The organism is Nonlabens ulvanivorans (assembly GCF_032922765.1).
GTDB lineage: Bacteria > Bacteroidota > Bacteroidia > Flavobacteriales > Flavobacteriaceae > Nonlabens > Nonlabens ulvanivorans.
The window spans coordinates 2835016-2852616 of sequence record NZ_CP136694.1 but is presented as its reverse complement, the minus strand read 5'-3'; the positions used below and the strand labels follow the sequence as shown (position 1 = coordinate 2852616).

Here is a 17601-nt window from a genome sequence, read left to right as displayed (position 1 = left end):
AACCTTTTAAGCAACATTCAAGATATTAAAGTTTTTACAATCAGTAGGTGTTCTAATTTATTTGCAGCATCTTTAACCTTGAAAAGAGTAAAATTGAGTTATTATGGAATTACCATCGTTCCTTCATGAACTTACAGAAGATGAAAACACGCCCAGCCTAGAATATGCGCAGGAAGTTTTTAATCTTTTGGAAGTCAGAAAAGTACGTAAAAAAGAGACCATTCTTTATCTAGGAGATACAGCCACAAAAATTTACTTTGTAAAAAAAGGGATTTTAAAGTGCAGTATCATGGATGACAGCGGCAACTTACATACCACTAGATTTGTTGCAGAAAATGATGCTGTCACAGCAATGGTTAGTTATATAGAGCAACAACCATCAAACATACAAATTGATTGTGTAGAAGATGCCGAAGTATTGTGTTTTAAATATGATGATTTTCAATACATGAGTAAACTTTATCCTGGTCTAGCGACTGCCTTTCATAAAATTATGTTGCGCAGGTATCATGGCCTTTTAGATGAAAAAGCTAGAATGATAAGTAGAGATGCAACGAGTAGATACCTGAAATTCATAGAGCTTTATCCAGCCATTGCAGAACGACTACCTCTTAAGGAGATTGCCTCCTTTCTAGGGATTAGGCAACAATCATTAAGTAGGTTACGTAGTAAAATTGATGAGTAAGCTTTAAGCTTGATTTGAGATTAACTTATCTTTGCTATTCTAAATTATAGAATAGTATGATACTATCCATGACTGGATACGGTAAAAGCGTTACCCAACTTGCCCAGAAAAAGATTACTGTAGAAATAAGAACACTTAATAGTAAGAATCTAGATCTTAATATGCGTTTATCTAATGCCTATAAAGAAAAGGAATTACCATTACGTCAACTTGCTGCAAGTGAACTCTCTCGTGGTAAAATTGATTTTGCTATTCACGTAGAGAAAACTGGAGTTGATAACACGGCGCAATTAAACACACAAGTACTACAATCTTATGTGGAGCAATTGAGAACCGTACAAAGCATTAATCTTAACAATGAAGGTGACGATAGTCGCTTGTTACAAATTGCTTCAAAGTTTCCAGATGTATTTGCTACTCAAATTGAAGAAGTCTCTCAAGAAGATTTTGATGCTATTCATCAAACGGCTATTGAAGCTCTAAAGGCGGTTAATCAATATAGACACGATGAAGGAAAAGGCCTTAAGGAAGAATTTATTTTAAGAATAAACAACATCAATCAACTTCTAGAGCAAATAAAAGCAGTAGATGAAACTCGTCTTGCAGATATCCGCACGCGATTAGAGAAAGCTGTTAGTGATCTTAAAGAAAAGGTAGATGCAAATCGTTTTGAACAAGAACTAATCTTTTATCTAGAAAAATATGATATCACTGAAGAAAAAGTGCGCCTTAAAAATCATTTAGATTATTTTAAAGAAACACTAGATAATGATATTTCTCAAGGAAAAAAACTAGGCTTTATAAGTCAAGAAATAGGTCGAGAGATCAACACCATTGGTAGTAAAGCAAATCATGCTGTAATGCAACAATTAGTTGTACAGATGAAAGACGAGCTGGAGAAAGTAAAAGAACAAATGTTGAACGTATTGTAATGACTGCGCAACCCAAACTTATTGTTTTCAGTGCACCTTCTGGTGCTGGAAAAACCACGTTAGTAAGACATCTCTTAAAAATTGAAGATTTAAATTTAGCTTTTTCAATTTCGGCAGCTTCTAGAGAAGCTCGTGAAGGAGAGATTGACGGTATACACTACTACTTTCTAGGAATTCCTGAATTTAAAAATAGAATCAGAGCAAATGATTTTATTGAATTTGAAGAGGTGTATAAAGATCAATTTTATGGGACATTAAAAAGTGAGGTAGAACGCTTATGGGCACAAGGCAAAAACGTCATTTTTGACATTGATGTTGTGGGTGGATTACGTTTAAAAAATAAATTTCCAGATCGCTGTATTTCAATCTTTGTAAAACCACCATCTATTAATGAACTTCAAAAAAGACTTAAAAATCGCAAAACAGAGTCTGAAGAAAAAATAGCAATGAGAGTCGCAAAAGCTAGTACCGAAATGGCTACAGCACCACAATTTGATGTTATTATTAAAAATGATGACCTTGAACTAGCAAAACAACAAGCTGAGGACATCGTCAGAAATTTTATTCATAAAAAAGTAGGTCCAGATGAAGAAGAGTAACATCGGACTTTATTTTGGCACATTTAATCCAGTTCACATAGGTCATCTTGCCATCGCAAATTACCTGATTGAAAACAGTGATCTGGATGAAATATGGATGGTGGTAACACCGCACAATCCTCATAAAAAAAAATCAACGCTACTAGACGACTATCAGCGTTTACATATGGTATATATTGCTACAGAAGATTACTTAAAAATTAAAGCTAGCAATGCAGAGTTCAGCCTACCACAGCCCAATTATACAGTAAATACACTAGCACACTTATCTGAAAAATATCCCAATAATAACTTTACACTCATTATGGGAGAAGACAATTTAAAAAGTCTTCATAAGTGGAAAAACTATCAAGTGATATTAGAAGATTATCATATTATAGTTTACCCTAGAATTTCACATGGTGACATCCCTGAAGATTTACTTCAACACAAAAGTGTAACTAAAATCGATGCGCCTATAATGGAAATCTCATCAACCATGATACGTAATGGGATTAAAGAAGGGAAAGACCTGCGTTACTTCATGCACCACAAAGTACAAGAGTATATTGAAGAAATGAATTTTTACAAATAAGAGCTTTCTTGTTATTCTTATCGCTGTTTTATAAAAACAAAAACCGCCTGTAATCAAAGAGATCCACAGACGGTTTTCAACCAACCAATTTTTTACTTTTCTTTTTCAATTACTCTACTAGCATCTATTAATCTAGACTTTCCAGTAGTATTTTTCAATTGAATATATCCTCGCCCTTTAAATTCATAAGTCGTTCCAGACGCAGAATGATACAATTCAACAGTGTTGTCATTAATAACGTAAAGATCGAAATAATCATTGCCTATAAAATCATAATCCATAGTTAAATGCTTGTTAATTGATCCAGGTGTCTCATCTTCTACCCAATATTCTCCTGTATAATCCCAGAATAAACTACTGTAATTAAGACCATTCACGTCTGTAGAGCTTTTAAACTCGTCTCCATTAAAACCAGGAGTAAATTGTAAATAATTCTCTTCATCAAAATCATTAAGCGCTCCTACATTACTAGTATACACTTTCTCCCATGCTCTATATTCTTGCAAGAAGTACTGAATGTTATCATAAAACAACTGATCATAATTAAAATTGTTACGATTATAACCGTCTAGATAATAAACCGTTCCACGATGCATATCAATCATCTTAATTCTATTATAGTTTAAAACAACAACTGTAAAATCATGCAATCCATCAATGTCATGTAGGATAGAAACTTGATTGTTTAATATCTGATAACTACCTACATCTAGGCCTAGACCAGCTCCAGCACTACCTACGCCTACTAGGTTATTATTTGCATACAATGTTCCAAAATCAAAACTCATCGTAAAAGCTTTGGTCATAAATGGAATATCTGGATTTCCTTGCGTATCATTTAAATCAACATACCATAATTCTTGATTACTCAAGATTTCATTAAGTGTAGGACGATTATCAAAACCATTTCCTATCACTACTTCTGTTTCACAACTTGCGATAGTCACCGCAATCAACAGGCTTCCTAAAATTTTGTAAAATGTTCTCATAATCGTAATATTTAATAGTTACTACAACGTTTGCGAAAAGTGTGCCATTTTTATAACATACTTATTTTCAAGTATTTATGTTTTTACAATTACGCTTTCGCGAAAGCGTAGCTCAAATCCATCTATACAATCATATTCATAACCTTTTAGTGAACAACTGCTTTAAGGCTGTATTGAGCTATCCACTTAAAAAATGGTATTTTTACAGTCCAAGATTAACTTATGGAGAATAACAAAAAATTTGCGGTAATAGGCGGCGGAAGCTGGGCTACAGCCATCGTAAAAATGCTTTGTGAAAACCTAGATCAAGTAGGATGGTACATGCGCAGTGTATATGCTATTGAACACATAAAACGTAACGATCACAACCCTAGCTATTTAAGCTCAGTAGAGTTTGATGTCAATCAATTGAAGTTATCAAACGACATCAACGAAATCGTTGCAGAAGCAGATGTATGCATATTTGCTATTCCTAGTGCATTTTTATATACTGAGTTAGAGAACTTAACAGTTGATTTAAAAGGTAAAATCATCTTTAGTGCTATAAAAGGAATTGTGCCAGAAACAGGACTTATTGTTGGAGAGCATTTCCACGAGCATTATGACATACCTCTAGAGGATATAGGTGTTTTAACAGGACCATGTCATGCAGAAGAAGTTGCCCTTGAACGCCTTTCCTATTTAACCATAGCCTGTGCAGATGAAGAAAAGGCAGACTATGTCGCCTCAAAATTAAGCAGTGATTATATCAACTGTAAAACTACAGACGACATTATAGGAACTGAATATGCAGCAGTACTTAAAAACATCTATGCAATAGCTGCAGGAATAGCTCACGGACTAGGCTATGGAGATAACTTTCAAAGCGTGTTAATGAGCAATTCTATTAGAGAAATGAAACGTTTCATTAAGAAAGTGCACAAAATGAAACGTAATATTAATGATAGCGCTTACTTAGGTGATCTACTAGTAACGGGATATTCTGTTTTTTCTAGAAATAGATTATTCGGGAATATGCTGGGTAAAGGATATACTGTAAGAAGTGCACAACTAGAAATGAGTATGATTGCCGAAGGTTATTATGCCACAAATAGTGCCTATAAAATAAACAGCGAAAAAGGAGCTCGTACTCCTATACTAGATGCCGTCTATAGCATCCTGTATGACAATAAAAACCCTAAAAAGGTATTTAAAAAACTGGCTGATAAGCTGGACTAAACTAACAACAGATATGTCAAATATTGCAAACAGCTTCGGAATGGATGAGGCTCTCAAACAACTAGGTATTAAAGATGTAAACCATGGAACTTCTACAGGAAGTGACAACTTTGGTAGTGGACCAGAGATCTCATCATACTCACCTGTAGATGGTCAGTTAATAGGTAAAGTTACCACTACTACACAAGCAGACTATGATAAAGTCATGGATAAAGCTCAAGCGGCTTTTATATCTTTCAGAGCTATGCCAGCTCCACAACGTGGAGAAATAGTTAGACAATTTGGTAATAAACTAAGAGACCTTAAAGAACCTCTAGGGAAATTGGTTTCTTATGAGATGGGGAAATCTTTACAAGAAGGTTATGGTGAGGTTCAGGAAATGATCGACATCTGTGATTTTGCAGTAGGTTTATCGAGACAACTTAATGGTCAAGTTATCCCTTCGGAAAGACCTGGACACGTGATGAGAGAACAATGGCACCCTATAGGTATAGTTGGTATCATATCAGCTTTCAATTTTCCAGTAGCCGTTTGGGCATGGAACACAGCTCTAGCATGGATTTGTGGAGATGTATGTGTGTGGAAAGCTAGTGAAAAAGCACCATTATGCTCAGTAGCCTGTCAAAACATTATTGCAGATATCTTAAAAGAAAATGATTTACCTGAAGGTATTTCATGTATCATTAATGGAGATTATAAAGTAGGTGAAATGATGACTACAGATTCTAGAATTCCATTAATATCTGCTACAGGATCTACTAGAATGGGAAGAATCGTAGGAGCAACTGTTGCTCAACGTTTTGGAAAATCTTTACTAGAATTAGGTGGTAATAATGCTATTATCATCACACCTACTGCAGATTTAAAAGTAGTTGTACCAGGTGCTGTATTTGGTGCTGTAGGAACTTGTGGACAGCGTTGTACTTCTACAAGAAGATTGATTATCCATGAATCTGTTTATGATAAAGTACGTGATGCAATCGTTGGAGCATACGGTCAGTTAACTATAGGAAACCCACTAGATGAACAGAATCACATAGGACCATTAATTGATAAGGATTCAGTAAACACTTATCTAGCAGCTATTGAGAAAGCAAAGGCTGAAGGTGGAAACGTACTAGTCGACGGTGGCATTTTAGAAGGTGAAGGATATGAAAGCGGTTGTTATGTAAAACCAGCTATCATAGAAGCAGAGAATCATTTTGAAATTGTACAACATGAGACCTTTGCTCCTATTTTATATTTAATGAAATATTCTGGTGACGTAGAAAACGCTATCGGAAAACAAAATGGTGTAGCACAAGGATTATCAAGTGCTATTATGACTAATGAGATGAAAGAAGCAGAGAAATTTTTATCATTTGCAGGTTCTGATTGTGGTATTGCAAATGTAAATATAGGAACTTCTGGAGCTGAGATAGGCGGTGCTTTTGGAGGTGAAAAAGAGACTGGTGGTGGCCGCGAGTCTGGTAGTGATGCCTGGAAAGCTTATATGCGTAGACAAACCAATACGGTCAACTACTCTGATGAGTTACCGCTGGCACAAGGAATCAAATTTGATTTATAGAAATCATATTATTTAGATATAAAATCCGCTTGAGATGTGATTCTTAAGCGGATTTTTTTTTGCTTTACAAAAGAGTAAAGAAAATATATACAAGAAGTGCTTATATTGCAAACTTGATAAAAACCAACCAATGAAAAAACTATTATTTACCCTTCTAATCACTGTGATTAGTTTTCAAGCTCATGCTCAAATGCAAGTCGGAAATGTAACTCTGGATTTCGGTCCAAAGATTACTGCCAAAAAAGGTGATGTTACTTACATCGCTGGAGAAAAAAATGGTACCATCTACACACTCGCGAGACAAAAGAAAATGTTCTATGTACAAACATTTGAATCTGGCTCAAACAAGTTTTTAAAAAGTAAACAAATCAAGTTTGATAAAATAAATGGAGGTAAAGTAACCATAGAAGACCTGGCTATTATTGATGGTGAGGTCTTTCTTTTTGGATCATACTATGATAAAAAAGCAAAGAAAAGTGTTTTTGCAGCATACTCTATTGATGAAAAGCTAGTTTTAGGTAAACCTAAAACAGTTCTAGCTGTAGACGTTCCTAAAAGATCACAAAAAGGGGCTTTCTTTTTTGAACCTTCCTATGATGGCGTTAATTACCTAGTGATGCACGTAGGGATTTTTGAAAGAGATGAAAAACTAAGATATGAAATCGCATTATTAGATAAGACGCTTGCTGCGGTACATAATGAAGCCGTAGACTTACAATTTAAAGATCGCAAAGATCTAGAGTTTAGTCTAGACGATTTTGAGGTAAATGAAAAAGGAGACATTTTTGTAGTGGTAAGCGATAGCTACCGTAACAAGGCAAAAAAAACAACTGAGACCAACTTAACTGTTCATGCTTACTATGCCTCAAAAGGGTATGCTAAAGAAGACATAGACATCGATTTAAAAGGTAAAAAAGTACTCAACTGTAATGTAATTAATACTGCAGATGGCAGATTACAATTAATAGGGTTCTATTCTAATCTTAGAAAAAGTGGACGAGCAGATTGGAGATTAGAAGGGATTTTCGACGTTGCCGTTGAAACCAGTGATAACAGTGTAGTAAAGGAGACTTTTAATGAATTCAGTGTTGAGACCAAAACTAAATTGATAGGTGAAAGACGCGCCAAAAAAGGAAAAGATTTAAAGCCATTTTATCGCATTACACACCTTATTGAAAGAGAAAATGGTGGTGTTATTGTATTATCAGAATGGTACACTACTTATGTAGGAAATACATCTGGTATAGGTCCACTAGCCTTTACTCCTATTACATACAGTACAAATGAAATCATCGTTACCGCTTTAAATCAAGATGGTACTATGGACTGGAGTAATGTAGTACCTAAAGAGCAACAGGTTACTGTAACTCAATTTTCAATAGGTCTCGCTGGCGGAATGACAAATGGTTCTGTAAGTGTAGGTGTTGGAGTATTATTCCCACTAGCTATACTAGGTGAAGGACCTGAATATTTAAGCAGTGTAGCATTATATGAAAATGGAAAACTAAGCCTATTAGTGAATGATGATCCTAAAAACATAGGAACTACAGATATCGATGACGTTAGAAAAGTACGAAACATTAAAAAAATGATACCGGTAATTTTCACTTTTGACGATTCTACTGGTGATATGGAACGTATTGACCCTACAGACTATGAGAAAAACCAGTTAGTAGTTAGACCTTCTGTAACCTATCAAAAGGGCGCTGGAAAATATTTAATATATGGATCTAATAAAGAAGGTGCACATCTAGGAACCTTAACGATTACTAAATAGTATTAATGTAAATTTCATAAAAAGCCTAGTAATTAGTTACTAGGCTTTTTTTATGCGCTTTCGCGAAAGCATAACATAAATAAATCCTTAAAACGTTTACTTTTAACGTTAAATAACCAGTATTAATTATTGTTTGGGCAAATTATTCGGATTTTGTTAAAATCAACATAACTTTAATGAGAATAATCAAAATCAAATAATTAAAATGGGAAAACTTAAATATCCTTTAGGGATACTGCTTACCATAATTATAGGTATGCTACTTAACATGCTATGGTGCTGTAATTGCTGGGGCAATGACAATGCTAAAGACAATGATAAAACTGCACCTGTAGTCATCGAGCAAACGGAACAGATCAAAAACGTAGGCACTACAGCAACTGCTGTTAGCTATTTAATGCTTAAAGATCAGGACGGAAATCTAATAGAAGAAGCAACCAACCACCTCAACTTTAATATTAGTGATTATAAACATTTAGAACCTATCGAGGCTGATGTTGTTAAGAGCTATGGAAAAATCAAAACCTACCTTGATAAACATCCCGATCAAAAGTTTAATATCACTGGGCTTTACAGTTCTGAGGAGAAAAACAACTCTGCTTTCACTAACTTAGGAGAAGCAAGAGCAAATGATGTAAAAAATTATCTTTCCTCATTAGGGTATGACACAACTCATATGGGAATTAAAGGCAAACTATCTGATCAATTAGTCACGAGAAATGGAGTAGTTTACGGACCTGTTAATTATCATTTGAGTGACTTTCCTAGTGGTAAGAGCGCAGCCTTACTAGAAAATGAATTAGATAATCTTGCTGCAGATATTAGAGCAAACCCTTTAGTACTTCATTTTGCAACCGGTGCTTCAACGATAAACTTATCCACCGAGCAGCGCGAGAAAATATCAAAAATGGTCCACTATCTAGATGCAAGACCTCAATCCAGTTTAATATCTGTAGGTCACACTGATAATACTGGGTCAAGATCAACAAATACAACCATAAGTGCAAAAAGAGCAGAATTTGCTAAATCCTATTTAGTCAAGAATGGAATTAATTCTTCTCGCATAGAGTCTAGTGGTAAAGGACCTGATGAACCTATTGCTACAAATGATACAGAAGAAGGAAAAGAACAAAATAGACGTGTAGTCGTAACTTTAAAATAAAAACAAAAAATTAAATAAATATGGATATTTCAAATATATGGTGCTGGCTATGTCCACTCCTTACAGGTATTATAGCAGGAATTATAGGTTACTACTGGGGAAAATCAAATTCTGTAGTAACAAACAATTGTGATGAATGGATTGATAAGAATCGTCAATTACAATCTGCTCATGATAATCTAAAAGCAGATTTAAAATCATGTCAAACCAGATTAGACAATTGTATTAAAGATAAAGAAGCTGCAGTTAGTGCAAAAGTTTCTACTACCACTGGTATGACTGCAGGAATGGCATCCGGATTTGTTGCTGGCACCGCTCAAGAAGGCAATAATGAATCAAATAATTTACATAAAAGCCAAGGAGTCGCAGTTCTCAATTTTGATGCTGCAGCTGCAAAAACCGCCATGGGTAAAAAAATAAAAGCAGATGACTTAACGACTGTAGAAGGAATAGGTCCTAAAATTGCAGAGTTATTTCATAACAATAATATCAAAACATGGCATTCATTATCTACATCTAGCATAGAAGAAAGAAGGAATGTCCTTAACTCAGGTGGTAAAAGGTTTGAAATCCACAATCCTGAGAGCTGGGCTTTACAAGCAGGTATGGCATTTGACGGTAAATGGAAAGAACTAGCTAAATGGCAAGATGAACACAAAGGTGGACGCATGTAATTCCATCGTGTAAACAATAAAAGCCTAGTAAATATTTACTAGGCTTTTTTTTAAGTCTTAATACCAGCAATTTAACCACTATACTGCGCTACCAAAGTAATAAGCACGATAATAATAATCACTGCGAGAATAGCGAGGAAAATTTTCCAGAAGGAATAAGGTCGTTTACCATAAATAGCACCAGTCTGGCCATTTACAAAGAAGTTATATTTTGTGCCATTAAAATTATAAGAACTAATGTAAACTGGCAATAAAATATGCTTAAACGTCTCTTCTGATAGTCGCATATCCATATCGCTTATACGCTGAGTGTCACCACCAATGTCACGACGTATCCAATTCTGAGCTATCTTTTCTGCCTCTTTATTGGCCACTAAATGACCATCTCTGAGAGGTATGGTATACTTTTCAGTTACATAACCGGCTAGGTACTTAGTATCAAAGTTTTTTAACCCATCGAGATTCCAGTTGCTTACTTCTCGAGGAATTTGACTACCACGTTGTTTTGTAGCTTTTACAAGTGTGTCATCAACAAAACCATTAATAGTTCCCGCAGCAGGTGACCAGCTAGTTCTACGTTCTTGAACTGTACGTTTATTTTTACCAGAACCTACGGTTTTGGTAACATAATAATAATCTCCTCGTTGACCTTCATAGTCCGCAACTAATTGAGCATCAAAGGTCCAATAAGGGACATAAAGTCCTTTAGTAAATTCTGGATTGACAGTAGCGCGTTGTAAATTATTAGGTGCCCACCATAACCCATCGACCCATTTCTTAAAAATCTGATGTGCTTTTTTTTGATCTAGTTTAAATGGTAAAACCGCTCCAGGCACAATCCAATCTTCTTGATAACTATCCTCAATAATAAGTGGCATAGTGCAGTAAACGCAATGCAATGACTTATAGCTTTCTTCAATGTGCTGGTTTGCCCCACAATTTTTACAGTGCAACATTGATATTTCCATAGAATGCGATTGCGCACCCATTTCTTGCAAATATTTATGTAACTCAAGTTCTTGAAAAAGCTGTTCACTTTGTTCAATCGTTTCTTGATGTCCACAATAATCACAGGTTATCAAATCTGTACCGGGCTCATAGGTAAGCTCTGCACCACAATTGACACAAGACTTTTTACGCTCTGAAGTTTGCGAAGATGTATTTGTTGAGTTCAAATGAATTTCTAAATAAAAATAATCACTAAATAAATGGTGTATTCAAATTGTCAAATACCGTATATCATGCTAAATGACAGTTTAAAAAATGCCAACTAAAAATACTATTACGGCAATGGTGGTGGCGTATTACTGCCTAGAAAACCTTTCAACTCTTCTACTTGATTTAATGGTTTCCAGCCATCCATACCAGCTTTCCAAATTAAAGTTTCCTTGTTAATCGTACGACTGGCAAATAAAGATTGTAATTGAGCATAGCCTACTGGACCAGCTTGTGCACCATTATGCGCATAATAGTACTGAGTGGCTTGTGGCATAGGTGGCGGCACTTGAGCAGCTTGTTGCTGTTGTTGTGGCATTGATTGCTGTCCACCCATTTGTGGCGACATCATACCACCCATTTGCTGTGCAAGGACAAATCCCATTCCCATACCCATTCCAGCACCGGCTGTTCCTCCTTCATTAACAGCAGCTGCTTCAATCGCTTTGGCAGTTTTAAATTTAGTAAGCTTGTCTAGATCTAGTTTATCAATACGGCTGTATTCAAAAATCTCTTTCTTAAGTTCTTCTGGCATCGATACATTCTCGATGTAGAAACGTTCTAAAGAAATACCTACGCCCATAAATTCTGGTTGCATTACCGCTTGACATGTTTCTGAAAGTTCAGTGGTATTTGCAGCATATAATTCAATAGGCAGATTTGCTTCTCCTACAGTATCTGTAAATCGAGTTGCTATTAAGCTTTTAAGATGCTCATTAATCTCAAAATTGGTAAAATTGTTATCTGTTCCAACGATATCGACAATAAATTTTCCAGCATCAGCAATTTTAAATGCATAGGTACCGAAAGCTCTAATCTCTACCAGACCAAATCGATCATCATTTAAAGTAATCGGGTTTTTAGTTCCCCATTTTTCATCAGTAAATAAATGCGTATTCACAAAATAAACCTCAGCCTTAAATGGTGAGTTAAACCCATATTTCCATCCTTTTAAGGTTGAAAGAATCGGTAGGTTTTGAGTAGTTAAATCATAGGTTCCTGGTGTGAAAACGTCTGCTAGTTGCCCTTCGTTTATAAAGACTGCTGTCTGTCCTTCTCGCACGATAAGTTTTGCACCATTCTTTATTTCGTTTTGGTAACGTTCAAAGCGATGCGCAATGGTATCATCAGTATAGTCCAGCCACTCGACTATATCTATAAACTCGTGACTTAATTTTTCTTTTATTTTATCAAATATGCTCATGATAATTACTGTATTAAAATTGGTTTTTCAAGTTAGCAAAATTTTAGATGAATCTGCATGCGCCAAAAGGTATTTTTGAAAAGCATTAAATGATCCCACCGACTATTAATATATGCCTTATTAATAAAGCTTGTTTTTGCTATAAATGTTTACGTGAATAGATACTTAAAAACTTTTTACTAATTGCGCCCACTTTCTTCAGGATAAAATGTGTGTACAGGATCACTTTGCCACACTTCTTTGGTTTCTACACATAATGCCGTGAGTGGTCCTTTGTATGCCGCAGCGGTATCAATATTCCAAACATTAACAGCATTTACAGGTTCTAATTTACCTAATCGAGATGTTGGTGTATGACCTATAAAGATCTCTTTATATAGCTTTAACCTATTAGGATACCGATCGTCATCTATAGATAAGTTAGGGTCTAAACATAATGCAAGCTCCCAAAGTGTACGGTCCCAATAAGGCATATTATCATAATATTCATATTCAGGCCCTTTTAAGTTATGAAAGCCTGCATGAAAAAAGCCATTATTAGATTTATCGACATAATAGTTTTTTAATCCTTTTTCAAAAAACTCAACGTGTCTTTCAAAATCTTTAGAAGATCTATTTTTGTAACTATCTATGGTACTTTGGCCACCATGGTGTAACCACATGCTGTTTTGAGTTTTAGTTTTTAAGTAATTTAAGAATAACTCATCGTGGTTACCTCTTAAATAAATAGGAGCTTTTTGATTGTTTTGAATACGTTTTCGCTTGAGCGAAATTAAAAATTCAATGACTTCAAAACTTTGAGACCACCCATCTATATAATCACCTAAAAATATTACTAAATCTCTTTCTTGTAAATCAATCTTTTCTATTAGTTGCTCTAGCGCCTTGTAACCGCCGTGGATATCTCCTATTGCTATAGTTCTCATGAATTGTATGTTACTTTTCTTAATACTCTTAAAGCCTCTTTGTAAGCTGCATAAGTATCAGGATATTTTTTAAGTTTTAATTTGTGTAATTTCATTTTATCGATAGGTTCTCCTATGCTGTTAAAATGGCAAATCAGCATCGTCTCTGGTAATGCTCTAAGATCTACCAACTCTTGTTCTGACAGTGCTAAGTCGTTAGATATTTTGAATAATAACGCCAGATTTGTATTATAAATATGATGCAACGTGCGCCTATCATAGTAAGGTGGATTAAATAAAATTTTTGTTTCCAGTGTGTAAGTACCATTAGGTGAAAACCTGAAAATCTGACGTTCTAAAGGATGATATTTTTGTTGCTTACCGATTCCTAATTCTACAAACTCTAAAATACTGAAACTATCGTTATCATAATTAATTTGAACTTCATCTAACGCACTATAGAACAATCTAACTTGCTCATTAACTAATTCGATGTCTACTCTTGAATAATACTGTTGACCATTTTTACTTTTTAGTTTTCCGGACCAGCATAGTACAAATTGTTCTTTAAAAACTTTATAATGCGCCTCTAGACCGCGATTTTTATGAGCCATGAATTCCATAACCCGATCTAAAGTCAGTTCTATATTATTGCTGGCTTGTTTTTCTATTTGAGCTACAAGAGTTGAATTCACATCTTTTACTGAAATATCAAAATTCTTAGGCATAGAGATGCTACCATCTCTAAAAAATACTGCACCACCATAATATTTCCAGATGTTCTTACGTAAAGAAGTAATACTATTTTGAGGTCTAATCGTCACTAACCCTACTACTTTACCAACAGGTAAATGTGGGAAAGGAATGTTTTCATATTGTATTATAGGTGGATTATATAAATAAGCATTTACAAGATTTTGCAATTTTGAATCATCATAAAAGTCAACACCTATAATTTCGTTAGTGGCATCATCTATTCCTATGACTATGTAGCTATTATTTGCAGGGTTTGAGTTAGACAAAGCGCAAATATGCTTCAGAAACTTTGCTTTGCCTTCTTTATTACTGAAGTTTAATTTCAACTTCTTATCATAGAAACTGTTCTCATCGTTATGCGCGAGCAAGTTTTTAATTAGAAGTCGTTTATTGATCATGTGGCCTAAGATAGTTTCAAAAGAAAATAATATGTAGAAAATCCAATTAAACTTAAGTTAAGTGATTTTGTTATTAATAATACATTACATAAAACTGTACATCCTGATCAATTATTCTATAAGTTAAATAGGATTAAATGAATCTATAGATAATAGTCCATTTTTAAAAACAAGAATTCTAACCTCATAGAATTAAAATTATAATCATGTGAAGAATACTATCTTTGTCTACATGCAATTACCACAAGGCAAAAAAATTTATTTTTCCAGCGATAATCATTTAGGTGCTCCAACTCAAGAGTTAAGTAAGCCTAGAGAACGTAAGTTTCTAGACTGGTTAGATATGGTTAAAAAAGATGCAGCAGCTATATTTTTATTAGGAGACTTATTTGATTTCTGGTTTGAATACAAACATGTTGTTCCTAAAAATCAAGTACGAGTATTGGGAAAACTTGCCGAGATCGCTGACAGTGGTATCCCAATTTACTTTTTTGTAGGGAATCATGATTTATGGATGTTTGGGTATTTTGAAGATGAGCTAGGGATTAAAGTTTATCACGAACCTAAAACATTTGAATTTAACGACAAGAAGTTCTTTATAGGACATGGTGATGGAAAAGGACCAGGTGATAAAGGTTATAAACGAATGAAAAAAGTGTTTACAAGTCCTTTTTTTCAATGGTGCTTTAAATGGCTGCATCCTGACATAGGAGTCGGAATTGCTAGATATCTTTCAGTTAAAAACAAACTAATCTCTGGTGATGAGGATGCAAAATTCTTAGGAGAGGAAAATGAATGGCTAGCACAATATGCCAAACGTAAATTAGAAACAAAGCATTACGACTACTTTATTTTTGGCCATCGACACATGCCCATGGAAATTCCTGTAGGTGATCATAGCACTTACTACAATATAGGAGATTGGATTCATCATTACACGTATGGTGTTTTTGACGGAGACACTTTTCAACTCAAGAAAGAATAAACACATCTAACCTGTTTAATATGCGCTTAATCGATGTTTTTTAATTATTATAAGTAATTCATCTTAATTAAAAGCATTTGAACATGATTCTGAACTAAATTTGAATCATGGCTCAAGAATACAATACAAACATCACAGATCAAATTAACATTTTGATACAAGCTCCTATTGCAGTTGCTTTTTTAGACAACAATTTGCGTTATGTTGCGCACTCTGCTAAATGGTGCGAAGATTATAAACTTCAATACACCGATATTAAAGGAATGCATCATTATGATTTATTTCCAGAAGTTTCTAAAGAATGGAAAGTAAAGCTTCAAAATGTTTTAAAAGATGCTGAAGAATACTGTGATGAAGAATTGTTTTCAAGAAAGGATGGCACAGAGCAATGGCTTAAATGGAATGTCAAACCGTGGTACGACTATGATAACGAAATTGCTGGAATGATTATCGTAAGTGAAGATATTACCTCTCAAGTAATCTTAAGAAAACGAGACCAGTTAGATTATAGAATATTATTAAGTGCCTGTACTAAAGCAAGCATTGGCACCTGGCATTATAACAATATTAATGGAGAACTATACTGGTCTAGCGCAACAAAGGCACTACATGAATTACCAGAGGATTATCAACCTGATGCCTCAAATGCAATTTTATTCTATAAAGAAGGTGACTCTAGAAATAAGATTACACAAGCCTTCATTAATTCTCTTACTAAGAATGAGTCCTATGATTTAGAATTAGAATTAATAACCGCAAAAGGAAATTCAATTTGGGTAAGAGCAATAGGTCAAAGTGATTTTGTAGATGGTGTATGCCATCGACAATATGGAACATTTGAAGACATTAGTGATCGTAAGAAGAAAGAACATCAGTCTAAATTAAATTCTGAGAAGTTTCAAAAATTATTTAGAAACTCAAAAGTTGGTGTTGCTATTATGGACGCAACTACTCTTCAGCTACTAGATGTAAACAATGCCTTAGTATCCATATCTAAAATCAATAACGCAGACTTGTTAAACTCATCGTTTGAAGAGCTTATTGATAAGAAAGACTTCTGCATTTGGTTCGATAAGTTACAAAAATTACTAAATCGTAAAAGAGATCACATCAAACAACCTATCAAGTTTCAAGGACCTGATGGATCCATTATTTATACACAAACAATTTGTAATGTACTAGAAGATGAATATGGCGAGCCAGAAAACTTAGTAATTCAAATCATTGATATTACCAAAGAAAAACAGGCTGCTCAGGAACGTAAAGTTTTTATTGATGAAATCATGCAAAAGAATGATCGACTATTAAACTTTGCTTACATAGTATCTCACAATTTAAGATCTCACTCAAGTAATTTTAAAGGGTTAATAAATTTCTATTTAGAAAATGATGATGAAGAGATTAGATCTAAAATCATGTCCATGCTCAACAACTCTAGTGACAACCTAAACCAAACTATTGAAGACCTTAATCAAGTAGTTTCTATACAAACCACTCATATTAATTTTGATTCTATTTCATTATGTGAGTTTGTACAAAAAGTATTAGGTAGTATATCGTTAGAACTTTTAAATAGCGATTACTCAATAACATTAGATATAGAAGATCAATTAAAAATTGATGCTTTTCCTGCATATTTAGAGAGTGCTTTATCAAACCTTATTACCAACAGTATAAAATATAGAGATTTAAATAAATCTCTATCCATTATTATTACCGCAACACAAGATAATGGGGTATGTACGATAAGTGTTTCTGACAACGGATTAGGTATAGATCTATCCAGACATCAAGAGAAAATATTTGGAATGTATAAGACTTTTCATAATCACGAGAATGCAAATGGCTTAGGATTATTTATGACTAAAAACCAAGTTGAAGCCATGGGCGGCACTATCTCTGTAAGAAGTGAAGTAGGAATCGGCAGTACTTTCACTATTAAAATTTAATTACCATTTCCT

The 17601-nt window shown here is 34.3% G+C and carries 16 protein-coding genes; 11 read left to right on the top strand and 5 right to left on the bottom strand.

Features of this window, described 5'->3' with window-relative positions; translation table 11 throughout:
- Positions 1–103 precede the first annotated feature (103 nt).
- The 4 genes from R1T42_RS12905 to nadD are packed head-to-tail and all read left to right on the top strand — an operon-like array spanning position 104 to position 2790.
- Complete coding sequence (locus R1T42_RS12905) at positions 104–685, top strand: Crp/Fnr family transcriptional regulator (RefSeq protein WP_317290609.1); 582 nt, start codon at positions 104–106, stop codon at positions 683–685.
- A gap of 56 nt (positions 686–741) precedes the next feature.
- A complete protein-coding gene (locus R1T42_RS12900) occupies positions 742–1617 on the top strand; it encodes a YicC family protein (protein ID WP_042245470.1) in 876 nt (291 codons plus the stop codon).
- On the top strand, positions 1617–2216 hold the full coding sequence (gene gmk, locus R1T42_RS12895; RefSeq protein WP_036582845.1) for a guanylate kinase: 600 nt from the start codon (positions 1617–1619) through the stop codon (positions 2214–2216). The genes R1T42_RS12900 and gmk overlap by 1 nt, the downstream gene beginning before the upstream one ends.
- Positions 2203–2790, top strand: a complete 588-nt coding sequence (nadD, locus tag R1T42_RS12890; RefSeq protein ID WP_042295281.1) for a nicotinate (nicotinamide) nucleotide adenylyltransferase — start codon at positions 2203–2205, stop codon at positions 2788–2790. Before gmk ends, nadD begins: the two co-directional genes overlap by 14 nt.
- A gap of 92 nt (positions 2791–2882) precedes the next feature.
- Here the strand turns inward: nadD and R1T42_RS12885 are convergent, their stop codons facing one another.
- Positions 2883–3779 (bottom strand): nicotinic acid mononucleotide adenyltransferase, encoded by an 897-nt coding sequence (locus R1T42_RS12885; protein ID WP_317290608.1) that lies wholly within the window; start codon positions 3777–3779, stop codon positions 2883–2885.
- A 222-nt stretch (positions 3780–4001) separates the two neighbouring features.
- Here R1T42_RS12885 and R1T42_RS12880 point away from each other — a divergent pair, with 222 nt between their 5' ends.
- From R1T42_RS12880 to R1T42_RS12860, 5 genes are all read left to right on the top strand, one after another.
- A complete protein-coding gene (locus tag R1T42_RS12880) occupies positions 4002–4997 on the top strand; it encodes an NAD(P)H-dependent glycerol-3-phosphate dehydrogenase (protein ID WP_036582853.1) in 996 nt (331 codons plus the stop codon).
- Between the two features lie 13 nt (positions 4998–5010).
- Positions 5011–6564 carry an L-piperidine-6-carboxylate dehydrogenase gene (amaB, locus tag R1T42_RS12875; protein ID WP_317290607.1) on the top strand — a complete coding sequence of 518 codons (1554 nt, stop codon included), beginning with the start codon at positions 5011–5013 and terminating at the stop codon, positions 6562–6564.
- A 130-nt stretch (positions 6565–6694) separates the two neighbouring features.
- Positions 6695–8341 carry a hypothetical protein gene (locus R1T42_RS12870; protein ID WP_317290606.1) on the top strand — a complete coding sequence of 549 codons (1647 nt, stop codon included), beginning with the start codon at positions 6695–6697 and terminating at the stop codon, positions 8339–8341.
- Between the two features lie 205 nt (positions 8342–8546).
- Positions 8547–9503 (top strand): OmpA family protein, encoded by a 957-nt coding sequence (locus R1T42_RS12865; protein ID WP_317290605.1) that lies wholly within the window; start codon positions 8547–8549, stop codon positions 9501–9503.
- Between the two features lie 20 nt (positions 9504–9523).
- Positions 9524–10177, top strand: a complete 654-nt coding sequence (locus tag R1T42_RS12860) for a helix-hairpin-helix domain-containing protein (RefSeq protein ID WP_317290604.1) — start codon at positions 9524–9526, stop codon at positions 10175–10177.
- Positions 10178–10248: 71 nt separating this feature from the next.
- Here the strand turns inward: R1T42_RS12860 and R1T42_RS12855 are convergent, their stop codons facing one another.
- The 4 genes from R1T42_RS12855 to R1T42_RS12840 all read right to left on the bottom strand — a co-directional run bounded on the left by R1T42_RS12855 (position 10249) and on the right by R1T42_RS12840 (position 14655).
- Positions 10249–11352 carry a DNA helicase PriA gene (locus R1T42_RS12855; protein WP_317290603.1) on the bottom strand — a complete coding sequence of 368 codons (1104 nt, stop codon included), beginning with the start codon at positions 11350–11352 and terminating at the stop codon, positions 10249–10251.
- Between the two features lie 107 nt (positions 11353–11459).
- Positions 11460–12596: an SPFH domain-containing protein gene (locus R1T42_RS12850; protein ID WP_036582864.1), complete on the bottom strand. Its 1137-nt coding sequence runs from the start codon at positions 12594–12596 to the stop codon at positions 11460–11462.
- Between the two features lie 179 nt (positions 12597–12775).
- Positions 12776–13522: a metallophosphoesterase family protein gene (locus R1T42_RS12845; RefSeq protein ID WP_317290602.1), complete on the bottom strand. Its 747-nt coding sequence runs from the start codon at positions 13520–13522 to the stop codon at positions 12776–12778.
- Positions 13519–14655: an ATP-binding protein gene (locus R1T42_RS12840; RefSeq protein ID WP_317290601.1), complete on the bottom strand. Its 1137-nt coding sequence runs from the start codon at positions 14653–14655 to the stop codon at positions 13519–13521. The genes R1T42_RS12845 and R1T42_RS12840 overlap by 4 nt, the downstream gene beginning before the upstream one ends.
- A 232-nt stretch (positions 14656–14887) precedes the next feature.
- Between R1T42_RS12840 and R1T42_RS12835 the strand changes: the two genes are divergently transcribed.
- Both R1T42_RS12835 and R1T42_RS12830 read left to right on the top strand, forming a co-directional pair.
- Positions 14888–15640, top strand: a complete 753-nt coding sequence (locus tag R1T42_RS12835) for a UDP-2,3-diacylglucosamine diphosphatase (protein ID WP_042295264.1) — start codon at positions 14888–14890, stop codon at positions 15638–15640.
- Between the two features lie 107 nt (positions 15641–15747).
- Positions 15748–17589: a PAS domain-containing sensor histidine kinase gene (locus R1T42_RS12830; protein ID WP_317290600.1), complete on the top strand. Its 1842-nt coding sequence runs from the start codon at positions 15748–15750 to the stop codon at positions 17587–17589.
- Positions 17590–17601 lie beyond the last annotated feature (12 nt).

Bases quoted from the DNA above. Each gene is read 5' to 3' on its own strand.
- R1T42_RS12905 (WP_317290609.1), top strand. From the start codon at position 104: ATGGAATTACCATCGTTCCTTCATGAACTTACAGAAGATGAAAACACG.
- R1T42_RS12900 (WP_042245470.1), top strand. From the start codon at position 742: ATGATACTATCCATGACTGGATACGGTAAAAGCGTTACCCAACTTGCC.
- gmk (WP_036582845.1), top strand. From the start codon at position 1,617: ATGACTGCGCAACCCAAACTTATTGTTTTCAGTGCACCTTCTGGTGCT.
- nadD (WP_042295281.1), top strand. From the start codon at position 2,203: ATGAAGAAGAGTAACATCGGACTTTATTTTGGCACATTTAATCCAGTT.
- R1T42_RS12885 (WP_317290608.1), bottom strand. From the start codon at position 3,779: ATGAGAACATTTTACAAAATTTTAGGAAGCCTGTTGATTGCGGTGACT.
- R1T42_RS12880 (WP_036582853.1), top strand. From the start codon at position 4,002: ATGGAGAATAACAAAAAATTTGCGGTAATAGGCGGCGGAAGCTGGGCT.
- amaB (WP_317290607.1), top strand. From the start codon at position 5,011: ATGTCAAATATTGCAAACAGCTTCGGAATGGATGAGGCTCTCAAACAA.
- R1T42_RS12870 (WP_317290606.1), top strand. From the start codon at position 6,695: ATGAAAAAACTATTATTTACCCTTCTAATCACTGTGATTAGTTTTCAA.
- R1T42_RS12865 (WP_317290605.1), top strand. From the start codon at position 8,547: ATGGGAAAACTTAAATATCCTTTAGGGATACTGCTTACCATAATTATA.
- R1T42_RS12860 (WP_317290604.1), top strand. From the start codon at position 9,524: ATGGATATTTCAAATATATGGTGCTGGCTATGTCCACTCCTTACAGGT.
- R1T42_RS12850 (WP_036582864.1), bottom strand. From the start codon at position 12,596: ATGAGCATATTTGATAAAATAAAAGAAAAATTAAGTCACGAGTTTATA.
- R1T42_RS12845 (WP_317290602.1), bottom strand. From the start codon at position 13,522: ATGAGAACTATAGCAATAGGAGATATCCACGGCGGTTACAAGGCGCTA.
- R1T42_RS12840 (WP_317290601.1), bottom strand. From the start codon at position 14,655: ATGATCAATAAACGACTTCTAATTAAAAACTTGCTCGCGCATAACGAT.
- R1T42_RS12835 (WP_042295264.1), top strand. From the start codon at position 14,888: ATGCAATTACCACAAGGCAAAAAAATTTATTTTTCCAGCGATAATCAT.
- R1T42_RS12830 (WP_317290600.1), top strand. From the start codon at position 15,748: ATGGCTCAAGAATACAATACAAACATCACAGATCAAATTAACATTTTG.